Here is a 17,914-nt window from a genome sequence, read left to right as displayed (position 1 = left end):
CCTCGCGACGCACCGACATCGATGCAGGTCATCACTGCCGCCGGCGACTGCGAACAACCGGGAACTCCCCCCGCCCTCGCCTGCAGCACGCCGCGAGCGCCTGCTACTGTCGGCGCTCACCGCGAGAGAAACCGATTCCCGATCGTTCTCGCCCGCGTCCCCATGACCGCCCCTCTCACGCCCAGGAGTCCGCGTGGAGCACCGTTCCAACCCCGTCCTCGACGCCGACTGGCCCGACCCGGACGTCATCCGCCTCGGCGACGAGTTCTGGATGATCGCCTCGAGCTTCCACCGCTCCCCCGGGCTGCCCGTGCTGCGCTCCCGGGACCTCGTGGACTGGGAGCACGTCACGAACGCGCTGCCCTCCCCCGTGCCCGCCGAGCACTACGCGCTGCCGCGTCGCGGGAGCGGCGTCTGGGCGCCGAGCCTGCGCGCCCACGGCGACCACGTGCACCTCGTCTACCCGGATCCCGACCATGGGATCCTCGTGCTCGACGCCCCGCACCCGGCCGGGCCGTGGAGCGCGCCGCGGCTGCTGCTGCCGGGCCGCGGCCTCATCGACCCCTGCCCGCTGTGGGACGAGGACGGCCGCGCCTACCTCGTGCACGGCTGGGCCCGCTCCCGCGCCGGGGTGAAGAACCGGATCTCGCTGCTCGAGGTGACGCCGGAGCTCACGGCCCCGCTCTCCGCGACGCGCACGATCATCGACGGGGACGCGATCCCCGGCATGCGCACCCTCGAGGGGCCCAAGGCCTACCGGTTCGACGGCTGGTACTGGATCCTCGCGCCCGCCGGCGGCGTCGCCGAGGGCTACCAGGTCGCCTTCCGCTCGCGGGACCTGCACGGGCCCTACGAGCACCGGATCGTCCTCGAGCAGGGCGGCACCCCCGTCAACGGCCCGCACCAGGGCGCGCTCGTCGACGACCCGAGCGGCGCCCGCTGGTTCGTCCACTTCCAGGACCGGGACGTGTTCGGCCGGGTCACCCATGTGCAGCCCGTGACCGTCGGCGAGGACGGCTGGCCGCGCATGGGCGCGCCGATCGACGCGACCCGCGGCGAGCCCGTCGCCGTGGTCCCCGTCGAGCGTGGCCACGACGCGCTCCCGTGGACCGAGCCCGCCCGCTCCGATCCGTTCACCACCGCCGAGCTGCTCCCCCGCTGGCACTGGCAGGCCGCGCCGGGACCGGACCAGCACCGCACCGGGCACGGCGGCCTCGACCTCGCCTTCGCCCCGAGCCCCCGCGGTGACCTGCGGGATCTGGGGCCCGTGCTCGCCCAGCAGCTGCCCGGGCAGCCCTCCACCTGGCAGGTGGAGCTGACGCTCCCCGCCACCGCGGCCCGCCCCGACGAGGGCGTCGAGCGGGCCGGGATCGTCGTGCTCGGCCTCGCCTACGCCTGGGCCGGGCTGCGCCGCGATGCGGAGGGCATCGCCCTCGTGCACGGCACGCGGGCCCAGGACGCCGCCGAGGAGGAGACCGCCGTGCACCGCCTGCTCACCGCGGATCCCACCGCCGCCGCCTCGGTGCGCCTCGTGCTCGAGGTCGACCCCGCTGGCCGCGTCGATCTCTCCGCGAGCATCCTCGGGGAGACCGCCCCGGCCCTCCCGCTGCTCTCCGGCTGGCAGGCCGTGAAGGGGCACTGGGTGGGGGCGGAGGTCGGCCTGTTCGCGACGGTCACCGGCATGGTGCACCATCGTCCCCAGGATCGCCGGGCCGCCTTCGGCCCGGTGACGGTGCGACGCGAAGGACGTGAGATCTGATGGCACGCGGTGGTGGCGGCCCCACGATCACGCAGGTGGCGGAGGCCGCCGGGGTCTCCCGGGCCACGGTCTCGCGGGTTCTCAACGGCCGCACGAGCGTGGACCCGGTGATCGGCGCCCGGGTCAAGGACGCCGCGGACCGCCTCCAGTACCGCCCGAACCTGCTCGCCCGGAACCTCTCCACCGGGAAGACCTTCACCATCGCCCTCGTCATCCCCGACCTGGGGAACCCCATGTTCCAGTCGATCCTGCGCGGGCTCTCCCGCTCCGCGGAGGCCGCCGGCTACGGGGTGCTCATCGCGGAGGCCGGGACCCCGGAGAAGGAGGCCGGGATCGCGCGCGACGCCCGGCGCCAGTGCGACGCCGTCGTGCTCGTCTCCCCGCGCATGGACGATCTCGCCCTCGAGGAGGTGCTCCCGCAGATCGAGCCGGCGGTCGTGCTGAACCGTCGGCCCCGCTCCGCCGCCGCGGCCTCGGTGGGGATCGACTACGCGAGCGGCATGCGCCAGCTCGTCCAGCACCTCACGCGACTGGGGCACCGGGACCTCGTCTACGTCGCGGGCCCCTCCCGGAGCGCCGCCCACCGCGAGCGCCTCACCGCCCTGAACGCCCTGCTCGACGCGGATCCCACCCTCACCCTGCGGGTGCTGCCCGGCGGCGCCGGAATGGACGCCGGGTACCGCTCCGCGGAGGCCGTGCTCGACACGGGCGCGACGGCGGCCCTCGCCTTCAACGACCTCGTCGCCTTCGGCCTGCAGTCGCGGCTCACGGAGTTCGGCGTCAACGTGCCCGGGGACATCTCCGTCACCGGCTTCGACGGCATCGAGCTCTCCCGCTTCGCGGTGCCGCGGCTGACGACGGTGGGCCAGGAGGAGCTCGACGCCGGATCGGTCGCCTGGCGCCTGCTGCGCTCCCGGATCGACGGCGGCGCGGCCTCCCCCGATGCCGAGGGCGCGCCCGGCGGGCTGCTGCTCGAGCCGCTGCTCGTCGTCGGGGACAGCACCGACCGGGTCCCCCCCTCGCGGGTCCCCGCGGCCGTCCGCTCCCGCTCCTCGAGCGCGGCGTCCCCGTCGGACCTCGAGCACGCCCCGATCGGCTGGGTGCGCGAGGGCACGGACTGGACGCTCCTGCGCGGCGGGGAGCTGCTCACCGCGGCGCTGACCGGGGCGAGCATGCCGCTCGTGCACAGCCCGCGGCCGCACCTGCATCCCGTGCGCACCCTCGCCGGCCGCGCGATGACGGTGACGAACCCGCTGGACCACCGCCACCACTTCGGCCTCTCGCTCGCCGCGCCGGACGTCAACGGCACCACCTACTGGGGCGGACGCACCTATGTCGAGGGGCGCGGCTCGACGCTGCTCGCGAACCACGGTCGCCAGGTGACGAGCGGGGCCGACGTCGCCGCGACCGGCCGCGACCTGCGCTCGACCGTCCGCTGGAACGCGCACGACGGCGCGCCGCTGCTGCTCGAGGACCGCCGGCTCGGGGCGTTCGTGCTGCCGGGCCACCCGGGCTGGGGCCTCGCCTGGCGCAGCCGGCTCGAGGCGGACTCGGTGCCCGTGACCCTCACGAGCCCCGCGAACAAGGGCCGCTTCGGCGCGGGCTACGGCGGGCTGTTCTGGCGCCTCCCCACGGCGGACGAGACCCGGGTGATCGTCGAGGGCGGCCAGGGGGAATCCGCCGCGCACGGCTCCACGAGCCCGTTCCTCGTCGTCCAGCGGCGCCACGGCACCGACTGGACGAGCCTGCTCATGGTGCAGGACGAGCAGGCCCAGGGCCGGATCGATCCCTGGTTCGTGCGGGTCACCGACTACGTGGGCGTCGCGACGAGCCTCGCCTGGGACGCCCCGCGGGAGATCCCGCTGGGCGACTCGCTCCCGGTCGTGGTGCGCGCCGCCGTGTTCGACCATGCCGTGGAGGCGGGCGAGGTGCCCGCGATCATCGCGGAGATGCCGGAGCCGGGGTCCTTCGACGACGCGGAGGGCTGAGCCCGCACCGCCGATCAGTGGTTGCTCGGGATCCAGCCCTCGCCGCAGGTGCCGCCCATCTCCGAGGCGTCGATGCGCACCTCCTCGCCACGGGCGTCGAGCAGCGGCTGGTAGCTCGAGGCGACCTCACGGCTGCCCTCGGGGATGTAGTGGAGGATCAGCGAGCGGCGGAACCGGTCCGTGCTCGTGTTCGGCTTCGAGCCGTGCACGAGGCTGCCGTGGAAGATCAGCATGTCGCCGGCGCGCATGTCCGTCTGCACCACGCGGAGGTGCTCGGGGATGGAGACGGTGATGGTCGTGAACGACTCGGCGGCGTCGGCCTCCTCGGGGCACTCGATGTCGTAGCGGTGGGTCCCGGGGACCACGCCGAGCGCGCCGTTCTCCCCGTCGCAGTCGTCCACCGCGATCCAGGCGGCGATGCAGGTCTCGGGGTGGGACTGCAGGAAGTAGTTGTCCTGGTGCATGGCCTGGCCGCGGGCGCCCGGGGGCTTGAAGTAGAACATCGACTGCGCGGCCCAGACGGGGCCGACGGCCTCCTCGACGCGGCCCATGACGCGCCGCTCGAGCAGCCACTTCCGGGCGAGGCGGCCGGGGGCGTGGTCGTCGCGGTGCGGCTGGATCATGCGGGGATAGGCGTGGAGGGGGTCGTCCTCGGGGGTCTCGTGGAAGGCGCCGCCGGTGCCGTCCTCCTCGATGTGCCGCGTGTAGGTCTCCCGCAGCTCGGCGATCTCCTGGGCGTCGAGCACGCCGCGCAGGTGCACGGCGCCGCTGCGCTCGTAGGCCTCGGCGAGGACGGCGGGGTCGAGGCCGGCCGCGTCGACGATCAGGAGGTCGACGTCGGGGGCCGGGGTGGTGGAGGGGCTGTCGGAGAGCGTCGTCATGGTGCGAGTCTTGTCATGGCGACCGTCGGCGACCAGGTGATCGGAGGGTGGGGACATGGACGATCCTGCTGCTCGGCCCCAGGCGCCTGCTGTCGAGGTGCCTCCGCCGGAGTTCGGCCGGGTCGTCGCCGGGGAGCACGACGAGGGCGCCGGGTACCACGTGCGCCGCTCGCGGGGCACGCAGGACTGGCTGCTGCTGCACACCGTCGCCGGGGCAGGGCTGCTGCGCCCGTCGGCCGGCCTGCCGCTGCGTCTGGGGCCGGGTTCGGCGGCGCTGATCGCGCCGGGCACCGTCCACGACTACGGCACGGATCCCGTGGCCGGGCGCTGGCGCCTGCTGTATGCCCACGTCCATCCGCCGGCGAGCTGGACGGCGCTCCTGGACTGGCCGGAGGCCGCGCCGGGGACGGGTCTCATCACGCTCGGGGCGGAGGTCGAGGCGCGCGTGCTGCCCTCGCTGCGCTCCGCCGCGCGGGCGACGCGCCTCGAGGTGGGGTGCCCGGAGCTGTTCGCGCTGAACGGGCTCGAGGCGGCGCTGCTCTGGTACGACACGCAGAACCCGCGCCGGCACCGGATCGACGAGCGCCTGCTGCGCGTGCTCGAGCACGTCGACGCGCACCTCGCGGAGGACCTCTCGCTGCGCCGGCTCGCCGAGGTGGCGCACCTGTCCCCCTCGCGGTTCTCGCACCTGTTCTCCGCGCAGGTGGGGTCGGCGCCCGCCGCGTACGTGGAGGCGCAGCGCCTCGAGCTCGCCGCGCACCTGCTCGAGCTCACCCCGGATGCGGTCGCCCGGATCGCGAGGCGCGTGGGCTACGAGGACCCGCTGTACTTCTCGCGGCGGTTCCGCGCCCGGCACGGGGTGAGCCCGCGCGAGCACCGGGCGCGCCGGCGCGCCTGACCCACGGCGCATTCCCGCGCATCCGTGCATCCGGTCAGAAGGGTGGGTCCTGGAACTCGGGGAACTCCGGTGGTGGCGGGTCGACGCCGGGCGGACCGTCCCAGGTCGCGTAGTGCTCCTCGTGGAAGGCGTGCCAGCGCTGCCACATCGCGTCCTCCTCGGGAGTGGGGAAGCAGCACTCGCGCTCCATGCGCTCCCACACCGGGGCGTACCGCTTCTCATCCAGGTGGAGGTCCCAGAGCCGCTGGTACTCGGCGGCGAGGGTCGCGGTGACGAGGTCCCGGTTCGTGGTGACCTCGCTCCAGGCGGTCCCGTCGACGGACCAGCGGGTGGAGCGGCCGCCGTCCGTGCGCTCGGGGTCGAGCCGGCCCCGCGTCTTCGCCGCATGGTGCCGCCGACACAGGCCGTGGAGGTTCTCCGGGGCGGTGGGACCGCCCCGGCGGGGGTGGAGGTGGTCGAACTCCTCGATGTGGTCGACCTCCCCCGCGTCGACGAGGGTGCGGGTGCAGCCGGGGACCGCGCAGACCGTGTCGACGAGCCTCACGTGCTCGAGCATCGCCCGCGAGGGCCGGTACTGCTGCGCCGCGACGGGCAGGAACTCCCCGCTGATCGGATCGGTCAGCACGCGGTGCCAGACCGGCGCGTCCCCGCACAGGGCGCGCGCCATCTCGGCGGGGACCGGGATCGTGCCGTCGAGTGTGCCCGGCGCGTCGCTCACGCCGAGGAGGGACAGGACGGGGACGACGAGGTTCAGCCGCAGAGGCATCCGCGGCACCGGCACCCCGGCCGTGTCGATCGTCGAGCGGGTGAGGAGGAGGTAGCGGATCGCGCCGAGCGTCATGTGCCGCCCCGCGGCGGCGAGGTCGCCGTCCACGTCCCAGGGGATCTCGACGTCCTGCGCCCCGGCGGCGATCCGCTCGAGGGCGCGGCGCTGCGCGTCCTGCACCGCGCGGGCCGCCACGTCCAGGCGACGGCCGAGGCCCAGGATCTCGGGGATCGGCCCCGTCACGCTCAGGCACGCGGTCGCATCGGCGTTCACGTCGATCCGCACGTCCCGCTTCGACTCGGGGGAGCCGTCCGCTGCGGTGCGGCCGAACCAGAGCACGAGCGTGCGCAGCAGGGTCCAGAAACGGTCCGGGGACAGGGAGTCCAGCTGCCAGCCCGCGACCTGCTCGTCCACCAGGTGCCGCTGCTCGGCGGTCAGATCCCGGACCGAGCGCAGGACGTGGTCGAACCATTCCGTGGGGAGCGCGCCGGTCTCGACCTCGCCGAGACAGCGGGGCAGGTCGGTGACGCCGACAAAGGCATCGCGCTGACGGGTCGTGGCGCGGCCGATCCTGGAGCGCAGCACCATCCCCACCGCCGCCGCGTTCACGTCGCCGTCCTCCTCCCCCGCCTTCTCGTCCCACAGGGCGGCGAGGTCCCGCAGCTCCGCGACGTAGAGCGCCGCGAGCACGGTGCGCCGCCGGTCCAGGAGCCGACGGAGGAGCACGGCATCCTCGGACTCCTCCTCCAAGAGCGCGAGACCGGCGATGGTCCCCGCCGTCACCGCGCTCCGGCCCTTCACCGTTCCCCGGAGGACGCGCGGGAGCGCCTGCTCCGGCTCCCCCGGCCGGCGCGCGCGGACGGCAGCCGCCCCCTCAGGGAGGAGCGCGGGCGTGGGAGCGGGCGGCGGCGGGGTCTTCTCGCCGCGCGGCGCGGGCTCGTGCGAGAGCGTCGACATCACCCACCACCTCCCTGCATCGGACCGGAATCTGCATGCGGAGGGGCGGGGACTCGCCAGCGATTCCCGCCCGTCACGTTCCCCTCATTTTAGAACAGACGATCGACGATCACCAGGGTTCGTCGAGAACTGCCGGAGAATGTGGACAACCCTGCACTGGGGAGGAACGATCGGCGACACGACCTGCGCGGACACCTACCCGAACCCACCCATCGTCGGGACGACGCTAATCCCCAGGAAAGAAGAAGACACCATCCGCACCGATCACGATTCTCGGGCAGTGCAAGATGTACATGATGTACGCGATTTTCTGGATGCACCGTCGGCCGCCGCGCCGCAGGCGCCGGAGAAGAAGGGCCGAAAGGGCCGGCAGTAACGCCCCTCCCGCCACCCTCACATGTCCGCGTAGCGGGAGCGCAGGATCGAGAAGACGCCGAAGAGGATGAGACCCCCACCCACGAGGACCAGCAGCACGGTCCCGGCCGGGAGGGACGCCATCGTGGAGAGCGCGGCATCGAGACCGCCGGCCTTGTCCGGGTCCGCGGTGATCGCCGCCCAGCCGAACAGCGCGCCCACGGCCACGAGCGCCACCCCCTTGGCCACATAGCCGGCGGTGCCGCTCACGGTCACGGCCCGGGAGATCGTGCGGTGACGTCGACCCTCGAGCTGCTTCTCGAAGCGGCGGGTCACACCGGCGACGACGTGGTAGATCCCGATCCCGATGATGACGAGGGCGACCACGCCCACGAGCACGCGCCCTCCGGGGCTCGCCATGAGGCTCGCCGTGAGCGAGTCCGTCTGCTGCTCGCTCGAGCTCGCGGCGCCCGCCGCGAAGCGCAGGGTCGTCACGGCGAGCGCCGCGTAGACGATCGCCTTGCCGAGGGTCTTCACGACGTGCCGGACGGCGTCCCCGCGATCGTCCGCCTCCCGGGCGCCGAACCAGGCCTCCGCGACGTGCCACAGGGCGAGGGCGACCATCGCCGCTCCCCCGACCCCGAGCAGCACCGGGCCGCCGGGAGCGGAGGCGATGGAGCGCAGCGCCCCGGACTGGTCCGCCTCGCCGCCGGAGCCGAACGCGATCCGCAGCGCGATCGCGCCGATGAGCAGGTGCACGAGCCCGCTGACGACGAAGCCGGCGCGCGCGAGGCCCTCGAAGACGGGGTGCTCGGCGACCTCCTCGGCGGCGTCCTCGGCACGGCGGGCGGCGCGGCGGGCGTCCTCGGGCTGGGGCAGGTCCATGGCCGCAGGATAGGGGCCCCGGACGCCGACGCGCCCCGGCACCGAGGACGGTGGCGGGGCGCGTCGGGGGCGTGGGGATCGCTCCCCAGGCAGCGGAGGTGCGGCGAGGGCTCAGGCGCCCGCGCGGATCTCCGCGACCGCCTGGTCGAGCTCGTCGATGGCCTCCTTCGGGGGCTTCGGCGTCACGAGGCTCACGAGCACCGCGACGGCGAGACCCACGGCGAAGCCGGGGATGATCTCGTAGAGGCGGTCCGGCAGCAGGCCGAACAGCGTCCCGAGCGGGGTCTGGCCCCACACGAAGGCGACGAGGGCGCCGCTGACCATGCTCGCGAGCGCACCCATCGCGGTGAGGCCGCGCCAGAAGAGGCTCAGCAGCACCACGGGGCCGAAGGCGGAGCCGAAGCCGGCCCAGGCGAAGCCCACGAGGTCGAGCACCGAGGCATCCGGGTTCAGGGCCAGTAGCAGCGCGAACACCGAGACGGCGAGCACGCCCGCGCGCCCCCACCACAGCTTCGCCTTGGGCGAGGTGGCCTTGCCGGCGGCGCCGAGCAGGTCCTCGACGAGAGCGGAGCTCGTGACGATGAGCTGCGAGGAGATCGTGGACATGATCGCGGCGAGCACCGCGGCCAGCAGGAACCCGGCGATGAGCGGGTGGAAGAGGATCTGGGACATGTCCAGGAACACCGACTCGGCGTTCTTCGTGTCCGTGAGGGACTGGTCCGGATGCTGCTGCATGTAGGCGAGGCCCGCGATCGCGGTGAGGATCGCGCCGAGCACACAGATGACCATCCAGCCGATGCCCACGGTAGCGCCGTACTTCGCGTCCCGGGCGGAGCGCAGCGCCATGAAGCGCACGATGATGTGCGGCTGACCGAAGTAGCCGAGGCCCCAGGCCACGTTGCCGACGATCGCGACGATGCTCGCCCCGGCGACGAGGGAGCCGAACTCGGGGTTCTCCACGAAGGCGGAGTGGAACATCTGCGCGGGGCCGCCGGTGACGACCATCGCGACGATCGGCACGGCGATGAGCGAGACCATCATGATCAGGCCCTGGACGACGTCCGTGTAGCTCGCGCCGAGGAACCCGCCGAAGAGGGTGTAGACGATGGTCACGCCCGCCACGAGGAGCATGCCGACCACGTAGGAGCCGCCGAAGGTGGACTCGAAGAAGAGGCCGCCGGCGACCATGCCGGAGGAGACGTAGAAGGCGAAGAACACGAGGATCACGAGGCCCGCGGCGATGCGGAGCAGGCGCGTGCGGTCTCGCAGGCGGTTCTCGAAGAAGCTGGGGAGCGTGATCGAGTTGCCCGCGATCTGCGTGTGCTGACGCAGCCGGGGGGCGACGAAGATCCAGTTCACGGCCGCGCCGACGGTGAGGCCGATCGCGATCCAGACCTCGACGAGACCAGAGAGGTACAGGGCGCCGGGCAGGCCCATCATGAGCCAGCCGGACATGTCCGAGGCGCCGGCGGAGAGCGCGGCGGTGAACGGGTGCAGGTTGCGCCCGCCGAGCATGTAGTCCTCGCCGTCATCGGTCTTGCGGTACGCGTAGAGACCGATCGCGAGCATGGCCAGGAAGTAGATCCCGACCGCGATGAGCTTGAACGTCAGGTCCATGGGTCCTCCGAGGAGCGGGGGTGGGGAAAAGCGGGGAGAGAGGGGTGGAGGGCGGGGGGCCTGTCGACCGTAACGATCAGCGAGACGGGGCGCACATCGGCGCGGAGGGCTCAGACGGCGCCGATCGCGCGGTCCGTGCGCTCCCGGATATCCGTGAGGACCTGCGCGATCGGCTGCTCGGCGAGCTCCTTCATGAAGGGCTCGACCTTGACCGGCCCGGTGTAACCGGCGTCACGCACAGCGCCCATGAAGCCGTCGAGATCGATCACGCCGGTCGCGAAGGGCAGGCGTCGGTCGAGGTCCATCTGCTCGTCGCGCTCGCGGTCGTCGCGGGCATCGTTGATGTCCACGGAGACGACGTCGGCGTCGGTGAGCCCGGCGAGGTCCTCGACGCTCTCGCCGGCGGTGTACCAGTGGTAGCTGTCGAGGATGAGGCCGACGTTCCCGGCGCCCGTCTCGGCGATGAGCTCACGGGCCTCGCGGATGCCGTGGATGAAAGGGAAGCGCTCGGTGGACCAGAAGGTCTTGGGGCCGATGTACTCCAGGCCCAGGCGGAGGCCGGAATCCGCGAGGAGCTCGGCGACGAGGGCGAGGCGGCCCACATGGAGGCGCCAGTTCTCGCGGTGGTCACGGTCCTCGTGCATGGGGCGGATCCAGGTGCCGACGGCGCTCACGCCCGCGGCGGTGAGCAGGTCGAGGGCGTCGGGCAGCTGGGCGAGGGCCTGGCGGAACTCCTCGGCGGGGGCGTCGAGGCCGATCGGCAGGCCCGCGATCCCCCAGCGCAGCCCCTTCTCGCGCACCGCGTCGCCGTGCTCGACGACGGCCTGGCGGCTGGGGAGGGAGGCGAAGTACGAGGGATCGGGGTCGACGCCGCCGAATCCGTGGACGGAGGCGAGGTCGACCGCGTCGGTGTGGTCGAGGGACAGCCCGAGGGCACCGGGCGAGAGGCAGGAGAACATGCGCTCGAGCCTACGGGGACCTTGTGGCCGCGGTCACGTGTTCCGGGCAGGCAATCGCGCTCGACGCCTCGAACCGCGGGAGGCAGTCCCACTCACCCTGCCCCGGCCGGCTCCGTGCCTGGTCCCTGGCGCTCGGCTTTCCGTCTTCTGTGCAGGTCCTGTGGGTGTGCCGCCGGACCTTCTCCGCTCGTCCCCCCGATGTCACTCTCGTCCCATGAACGAACGGAAGCCCCCTCTCGCCCCGTCCCGCCGCCTGTTCGTGGCGGGCACCGTCGCCGCGGTCTCCGTCACCGCGCTCGCCGCCTGCTCGGACTCCTCGGACTCGTCGGATTCAGCCACCGGCTCGACCGCGTCGGACGCGGAGGTCACCGCCGTCGCGGACGGTGAGGCCGCCGAGGGCAGCGTCGCCGCGCTCGCCCAGGCCTTCTACAACACCCTCGACGAGGACCAGCAGGCCACCGTGCTGCTGGACTACGCGCTGAGCGACGCCGAGCGGTGGTCCAACCTGCCCGAGGGTCTCCTCACCGGCGGCGCGGGCGGAGGGATGCCGAGCGGCGGGGGCATGCCGAGCGACGGCGGCGGCGAGATGCCCTCCGGCGGCGGCATGACGGCCCCGTCGGACGCCGGCGGCGCGACCTCCACCGGAAGCAGCTCGAGCGGCCGCCCCGGCATCGACCTCGGACAGCTGGACGACGACCAGCTCGCCGCCTTCGACGCGCTCCTGAAGGCCGCCACCGGGACCACGGAGGGCCTCGGCTACGACGAGATCCAGACCCACCTGTACGCGGACGACTACCTCGCCGAGAACGGCGGCGGCGACACCTACGGCCGCGGGAACTTCTACGTCGCGATCCTCGGCAGCCCGCAGGACTCGGGCACCTGGGAGTTCATGTTCGGCGGCCACCACCTGGCGGTCTCCAACACGTACGTCGACGGGAAGCTCGCGGGCGCCACCCCGTCCTTCCGCGGCATCGAGCCGCTGGGCGACTTCGAGCTCGACGGCACCACCTACAACGCCTTCAAGACGAAGACCGACGCGTTCACCGCCCTGCTAGCCACGCTCGACGACACCCAGCTCGCCGCGGCGGAGCTCGCCGACACCTACTCCGACCTCGTGCTGGGCCCCGGCAATGACTGGGCCTTCCCCGAGACGAAGGAGGGCCTGCAGGTCTCCGAGCTCTCCGAGGACGTCCAGGGGCTCCTGCTCGACGCGATCGCGACCTATGTGGACGATGTGTCCGACGCGGAGGCGGCGACGATCCTCTCCGGGTACGAGTCCGAGCTGCCCGACACCTATCTCGCCTACTCCGGCACCACCGCCTTCACCGAGAAGGACGACTACATCCGGGTCGACGGCCCGTCGGTGTGGATCGAGCTCTCCCTGCAGAGCGGGATCGTGCTCTCCGGGAACCACCCGCACACGGTGTGGCGCGACCGCACCACCGACTACGGCGGCACGCAGAGCTGATGACCGCCCTCACCACCCGGGCGCCGGGCGGGGCCGTCGTGGCCCTGCCCGGCCCTGCTCCCCGCCGGGCGCTCCTCACGGTGCTCGCACTGCTCGTCGCGGCCGCGGCGCTCCTGCTGCCGATGCAGCTCGCCTCCGCGCACGTCGTCCCGTACACGACGGTGCAGCTCTCCGTCACGGAGGAGCAGGTCACCGCCGAGGTCTCCGTCCCGCTCGACGACGTCGAGGCGGCGACGGGGACGGACCTCGGCAACCAGCAGCAGGCCGACGTCGACGCCGAGGCGGAGACGATCACCGACTACCTCGCCTCCACGATCGCGCCCACGACGGCCGACGGGGAGGCGTGGGACGTGAGCATCGGCGACCTCACCGCCTCCACGACGGGTGACGCGGCGACGACCGGCTACTACCAGCAGCTCACCACGACGCTCACGCTCACCCCTCCGGAGGACGCCTCGACCTCGCAGTTCGATCTGGGCTGGACGGCGATCGTCGACTCCGTCGCCACGCACCAGGTGCTCGTGGTCCTCGCGGCGGACGCGACCGACCCCGACTTCTCCGGCGCCCGCCAGCTGGGCGTCGTCGCGCGGGACACCGTGACCGGTGAAGTGCAGGGGCTCACGGTGGACCTGCAGGACGGCGCCACCGCCCAGGAGTCCGGCTTCACCGCCATGGTGGCCCTCGGCATCAGCCACATCGCGGAGGGCACCGACCACCAGCTGTTCCTGCTGACCCTGCTCCTGCCCGCGCCGCTGCTCGCCGCCGCGGGACGCTGGAGCGGGACGATCGCGCCGCGCCGGACGGTCCGACGGATCCTCTCGATCACCCTCGCGTTCACGGTGGGGCACTCGCTCACGCTCGCCCTGGGCGCGCTCGGCCTGCCGGTCCCGCAGGCGCCGATCGAGGCGCTGATCGCCGTGAGCATCCTCGTCGCGGCCGTGCACGCGATCCGCCCGCTGTTCCCGCGAAGGGAGGCGCTGATCGCCGGGGCCTTCGGGCTCATCCACGGGCTGGCGTTCTCGGAGACCCTGCGGGACCTCGACCTGACCGGCGGGAGGCTCGCGGCCGCGCTGCTGGGCTTCAACCTCGGGATCGAGATCATGCAGCTGATCGTCGTCGCCGTCGTGCTGCCGCCCCTGGTCGTGCTCGCCCGCGCCGGGAACTACCGTCGACTGCGGCTCGTGGCGGCGGTGCTCACGGGGATCGCTGCGATCGGCTGGCTCCTCGCACGACTGGGGATCGCGAACCCGGTCGCCGATCTCGCGGACCGGCTCGGGACCGTCTCGATCCCCGTCGTCATCGTCCTGTGGGCGGCGGCGCTCGTGATCGGGCTCCGCGCGCGCTCCGCCCGCCGCCGGGTACCGTCGTCGGCATCGACGACGGCGCGCCGCACGGCGCCGTCGACCGCCCGCCGCCAGGTCCCGGTGACCCCGGGGCCCCGATCCGAGGAGCCCTCATGAGCATCCCCCGCCTGCTCGACCACGTCGTCATCGCCGGACCCGACCTCGCGCAGCTCGTGAACTGGTTCCGCGAGCTGACGGGCGTGACCGCCGCCCCCGGCGGCACCCACCCCACCGGCACCGCGAACGCCCTGGTCGCCCTCACGGTCGACGGTGAGCCCGGCCCGCGCTACCTCGAGCTGATCGGCCCCGATCCGGAGCGCGAGAGCGAGGAGCTGCCGAAGACCTTCAGCATCAACCGCCTGAAGAAGCCCACCCTCATCACCTACGCCGTGCACCCCGAGGACATCGACCAGGTCGTCGAGCACGCCCGCGCCGAGGGCGTCGACCCCGGCGACGTGCAGGGCCTCTCCCGCCGCACCGCGGACGGCGCCGAGCTGCGCTGGAAGCTCACCCAGGCGAAGGCCCCGCGCAACTACGCGATCCCCTTCCTCATCGACTGGGGCGACACGCCCCACCCGGGGCTCGACACCGGCCTGCCCGCGGTCGAGCTGGTCTCCTTCGAGCGCATCGAGGTGAACCCCGCTCCCCAGCAGAAGGCGCTCGACGCCCTCGGCCTCGGGGACGGCGTCACGGCGATTCGTGAGGCCCCCGGCTCGCGCTTCGTGCTGCACGTGCGCACCGCGGACGGCCGCGACGTCGAGATCTGATGCGGCTTCCAGCCGCCGCATCTCGATCTCCCGCTGGCGCACGGAGCCTCTCGGGCTCCGCGGTCACTGGACCGACCATCCGCCGTCGGAGGGCAGGATCACGCCGCTCACGTTGCGGGCGTCGTCGCTGAGCAGCCAGGCGATCGAGGAGGCGAGCGTGTCCGCATCGGTGACGGGCGGGATCATCTGCAGGAACGGCCCCAGGCGGGCCCGGGAGAACTCGGAGGCGAAGGTGCCCTCGATGCCGGTCGCGACGGGCCCCGGCGCCACGGCGTTCACGCGGATGCCCTGGGGCGCATAGAGGAAGGCGGCGCTGCGGGTGAGGCCCACGACGGCGTGCTTGGAGACGGTGTAGGCGGTGCCGGCGGCGCTGCCGCGCAGGGAGGCCTCGGAGGCGACGTTGACGATCGCGCCGCCGCCCTCCTCGAGCATGCCGGGCACGAGCGCGCGCATGAGGCGGAAGGGGCCGTCGACGTTGACCGCCATGACCCGGCCCCAGACGTCGTCGTCGGTCTCGTGGAGGGGGCGGTGGCCGTCGGTGATGCCGGCGACGTTGGCGAGGCCGTGGACGGGTCCGTCGGTCGCGGCGAGCACGGCGTCGATGCCCTCGGCGGTGGTGACGTCCGCGGTCACGGGGACCACGGTCCCCTCGGGGTGCGCGGCGGCGAGCTCGGCGAGGGCGCCGGCGTTGATGTCGAGGGCGATCACGCGGCCGCCCTCGGTGAGGATCCGGCGGGCGGTCACGCGGCCGATCCCCGAGCCGGCGCCGGTGACGACGGTCGTCCGCCCGGTGAAGCGCTGCGCGGTGGGGGCGGGGGCCTCCTCCTCGACGAGCTCGCCGCCGTTGGCGCCGCGCACGAGCTGGTCGACGACCTCCTGGGTGAAGCGGCCGCGGCTCGCCTCGACGAGGTTCGCGAGCGGCAGCTGCCGGGCCGGGGCGAGGCTCGACTCGTCGATCCCGCCCTGCTCGAGCAGGCCGCGCAGCAGCGGGCCGCCCACGGGGCTCGCGAGCCACTGCTCGATCGTCGATCGTCCGGTGAGGGGCGTCGTCGCATCCAAATGTCCAGGTCCTCTCTCGGTGCCGCCAAGGCGGCGTCTCTCGGGTGAAGCCAGTGTTCTGCGGGGCCGCGGCGGCGGCATCTGCCGATCGCGGTGGTTCCGGTACTGCGAGCGCAGTACGCGGGGGCTCAGGACCGCTCGCCGGCGAGATCGCCGTAGGCCTCCAGGAAGCGGTCCATGAGGGTGAGCAGCTGCTCGGCGTCCTCGTCGCCGAGGGCGGCGAGCGCCTCCTCGTAGGCGCCGAGGGAGAGCTGGACGTCCCGCTCGAAGACCTCGGTCCCCGCGTCCGTGCGCAGCACCCGGTAGGGGCCGCCCTCCTCAGGACGCACCTTCTCGAGCCGGCCGGCGACCACGGCGGCGTTGACCTGGCGGTTCACGGTGGACTGCTCGAGGCTCAGCTGCTGGGCGATCTCCTTGAGCGTGCGGGGGTCGCCGTCGGAGAGCAGCCAGAGGATCCGCAGGTCCGCGGTGCCGAGCTCCATGCTCTGCTGGTGGTGGCGGCGGTGCCGCTCGAGCAGCGCGTACATGCCGGCGAGGCGGCGGCCGCGCTCGACACCCGCTCCGGTGGCGACGCTCTTCCTGGTTCCCATCGCGTTCCTCTCCTCACGGTGTGTTGTGGTGCGGACCCACTCTATGTAATCTGCATATCGCTCGATGTGTAGTTTACACATCGCTTCGATCCTCCCCCGGAAGGTGCCCATGCCCACCGAGCCCGAACAGCCCGCGCCGCCCTCCGGCGGCGTCCGCCACCCGATGCTGATCCTGCTCGTGGCCGGCTTCTCCAGCCTGTGCGCGGCGCTCATGCAGTCGCTCGTCATCCCGATCCAGCCCGAGCTGCCCACGATGCTCGGCACCTCCGGCTCCAACGCCGCCTGGGTGGTCACCGCGACCCTGCTCGCGGGCGGCGTCGCCATGCCCGTCACCGGCAAGCTCGCGGACCTCTACGGCCGCAAGCCCGTCCTCGTGGTCTCCGCGATCATCCTGCTGATCGGCTCGCTGACCTGCGCCCTCGGCGACTCCCTCGCCCCGGTCCTCGTGGGCCGCGCGCTCCAGGGCTTCGCCATGGGCTACATCCCCGTCGCCATCAGCTTCGTGCGCGAGCTCATGCCGCCCCACCTGCGCAACACCGCCGTCGCCGGCATCAGCGCCACGCTCGGCGTGGGCGGCGCGCTCGGCCTGCCGATCGCCGCCGGCATCGCGCAGTCCTACGACTGGCACGCCCTGTTCTGGCTCGCGAGCGTCCTCGCGCTCGTCATGGTCGTCGCGACGATCGTCGTCATGCCCCACCGCCCCGCTGCGCAGTCCGGGAAGCTCGACGTGATCGGCGCCCTCGGCATGGCCGTCGGCGTGGTCGCCGTGCTCGTCGGCGTCTCCAAGGGCAACGACTGGGGCTGGACCAGCCCCGCGACCATCGGCGCGATCCTGGGCGGCGTCGTCGTGCTCCTGCTCTGGGGCCGCTTCGAGGTCACCCGCGAGAACCCGCTCGTGGACCTGCGCACGACGGCCCGCCGGCCGATCCTGCTCACGAACATCGCCGCACTCATGGCCGGCTTCGGCATGATGGCGCAGTCCATCGTGGTCCCGCAGCTCCTGCAGGCCCCCGAGGCCACCGGCTACGGCCTGGGCCAGACCATGCTCCAGGCGGGCCTGTGGATGGCGCCCGCCGGGCTCATGATGCTCGCCTTCACCCCGATCTCGAGCCGCATGCTCACCGCCCTCGGCGGCCGCATCACCCTCGCGACCGGCATGACGGTGCTCGCCGCGGGCTACGCCGTCGCCTTCTTCCTCACCGCGGCGCCGTGGCAGCTCATGCTCGCCTCGTGCATCTCCTCCGCCGGCGTGGGCATCGCCTACGCGGCCATGCCCACGCTCATCATGGAGAACTCCCCCGCCTCCGAGGCCGGGGCCGGCGTGGGCGTGAACGCCCTCATGCGCTCCATGGGCACGACGATCGCGGGCGCCGTCATGGCGATCGTGCTCACCTCGATCACCACCACCCTGGGCGGCACCGAGCTGCCCACCGTGACCGCCTTCAAGGTGTGCTTCGCCCTCGGCGCGGTCGCGGGCCTCGGCGCCGCGGCCGTCACCCTGGCGATCTCGACGCGGCCCCGCGACGAGGACGGCGCCACCGGCACCGAGGCACTCGCCCCGGCCGCCGAGCCGGCGGTCGCCGGCTCCTGAGCCCGGTCACCCCGCACACGACGAGGCCCCGA

At 73.2% G+C, this 17,914-nt stretch carries 14 protein-coding genes; 7 read left to right on the top strand and 7 right to left on the bottom strand.

The window, feature by feature from the left end:
* Window positions 1–193 precede the first annotated feature (193 nt).
* A complete protein-coding gene (locus NLU66_RS04990) occupies window positions 194–1,759 on the top strand; it encodes a glycoside hydrolase 43 family protein (protein WP_259361841.1) in 1,566 nt (521 codons plus the stop codon).
* Window positions 1,759–3,747, top strand: coding sequence for a DUF6807 family protein (locus NLU66_RS04985; RefSeq protein ID WP_259361840.1), 1,989 nt, complete (start codon window positions 1,759–1,761; stop codon window positions 3,745–3,747). The genes NLU66_RS04990 and NLU66_RS04985 overlap by 1 nt, the downstream gene beginning before the upstream one ends.
* A 14-nt stretch (window positions 3,748–3,761) precedes the next feature.
* Here NLU66_RS04985 and NLU66_RS04980 read toward each other — a convergent pair whose 3' ends face one another.
* Complete coding sequence (locus NLU66_RS04980) at window positions 3,762–4,628, bottom strand: phytanoyl-CoA dioxygenase family protein (RefSeq protein ID WP_259361839.1); 867 nt, start codon at window positions 4,626–4,628, stop codon at window positions 3,762–3,764.
* A gap of 55 nt (window positions 4,629–4,683) precedes the next feature.
* Here NLU66_RS04980 and NLU66_RS04975 point away from each other — a divergent pair, with 55 nt between their 5' ends.
* The gene (locus NLU66_RS04975; protein ID WP_259361838.1) at window positions 4,684–5,526 is read left to right on the top strand and encodes a helix-turn-helix domain-containing protein; all 843 of its coding nucleotides are present in this window, start codon (window positions 4,684–4,686) and stop codon (window positions 5,524–5,526) included.
* Between the two features lie 34 nt (window positions 5,527–5,560).
* Here the strand turns inward: NLU66_RS04975 and NLU66_RS04970 are convergent, their stop codons facing one another.
* The 4 genes from NLU66_RS04970 to NLU66_RS04955 all read right to left on the bottom strand — a co-directional run bounded on the left by NLU66_RS04970 (window position 5,561) and on the right by NLU66_RS04955 (window position 11,064).
* Window positions 5,561–7,249: an HNH endonuclease signature motif containing protein gene (locus tag NLU66_RS04970; protein WP_259361837.1), complete on the bottom strand. Its 1,689-nt coding sequence runs from the start codon at window positions 7,247–7,249 to the stop codon at window positions 5,561–5,563.
* A gap of 393 nt (window positions 7,250–7,642) precedes the next feature.
* Complete coding sequence (locus NLU66_RS04965; RefSeq protein ID WP_259361836.1) at window positions 7,643–8,488, bottom strand: DUF1206 domain-containing protein; 846 nt, start codon at window positions 8,486–8,488, stop codon at window positions 7,643–7,645.
* A gap of 111 nt (window positions 8,489–8,599) precedes the next feature.
* Entirely contained in the window at window positions 8,600–10,105 is a 1,506-nt protein-coding gene (putP, locus tag NLU66_RS04960; protein ID WP_259361835.1) for a sodium/proline symporter PutP, read from the bottom strand.
* Between the two features lie 110 nt (window positions 10,106–10,215).
* Window positions 10,216–11,064: a sugar phosphate isomerase/epimerase family protein gene (locus tag NLU66_RS04955; protein ID WP_259361834.1), complete on the bottom strand. Its 849-nt coding sequence runs from the start codon at window positions 11,062–11,064 to the stop codon at window positions 10,216–10,218.
* 214 nt (window positions 11,065–11,278) lie between these two features.
* On the opposite strand from NLU66_RS04955, the gene NLU66_RS04950 reads away from it, so the two are divergent.
* From NLU66_RS04950 to NLU66_RS04940, 3 genes are read left to right on the top strand one after another with little or no spacing between them, the layout of a single operon-like run.
* On the top strand, window positions 11,279–12,532 hold the full coding sequence (locus tag NLU66_RS04950; RefSeq protein WP_259361833.1) for a DUF3500 domain-containing protein: 1,254 nt from the start codon (window positions 11,279–11,281) through the stop codon (window positions 12,530–12,532).
* On the top strand, window positions 12,532–13,992 hold the full coding sequence (locus NLU66_RS04945; protein ID WP_259361832.1) for a HupE/UreJ family protein: 1,461 nt from the start codon (window positions 12,532–12,534) through the stop codon (window positions 13,990–13,992). Before NLU66_RS04950 ends, NLU66_RS04945 begins: the two co-directional genes overlap by 1 nt.
* Window positions 13,989–14,642, top strand: coding sequence for a VOC family protein (locus NLU66_RS04940; protein ID WP_259361831.1), 654 nt, complete (start codon window positions 13,989–13,991; stop codon window positions 14,640–14,642). Before NLU66_RS04945 ends, NLU66_RS04940 begins: the two co-directional genes overlap by 4 nt.
* Before the next feature lie 63 nt (window positions 14,643–14,705).
* Here NLU66_RS04940 and NLU66_RS04935 read toward each other — a convergent pair whose 3' ends face one another.
* Both NLU66_RS04935 and NLU66_RS04930 read right to left on the bottom strand, forming a co-directional pair.
* On the bottom strand, window positions 14,706–15,701 hold the full coding sequence (locus NLU66_RS04935) for an SDR family NAD(P)-dependent oxidoreductase (protein ID WP_259361830.1): 996 nt from the start codon (window positions 15,699–15,701) through the stop codon (window positions 14,706–14,708).
* A gap of 128 nt (window positions 15,702–15,829) precedes the next feature.
* Complete coding sequence (locus tag NLU66_RS04930) at window positions 15,830–16,291, bottom strand: MarR family winged helix-turn-helix transcriptional regulator (RefSeq protein WP_259361829.1); 462 nt, start codon at window positions 16,289–16,291, stop codon at window positions 15,830–15,832.
* Between the two features lie 109 nt (window positions 16,292–16,400).
* On the opposite strand from NLU66_RS04930, the gene NLU66_RS04925 reads away from it, so the two are divergent.
* A complete protein-coding gene (locus NLU66_RS04925) occupies window positions 16,401–17,882 on the top strand; it encodes an MFS transporter (protein WP_259361828.1) in 1,482 nt (493 codons plus the stop codon).
* Window positions 17,883–17,914: the final 32 nt, after the last annotated feature.

The sequence above is a fragment of the Brachybacterium sp. NBEC-018 genome (assembly GCF_024860185.1).
GTDB classification, from domain to species: domain Bacteria; phylum Actinomycetota; class Actinomycetes; order Actinomycetales; family Dermabacteraceae; genus Brachybacterium; species Brachybacterium rhamnosum.
Note: the sequence above shows the minus strand (reverse complement) of the source record. Positions and strands in the feature narration are given on the sequence as shown.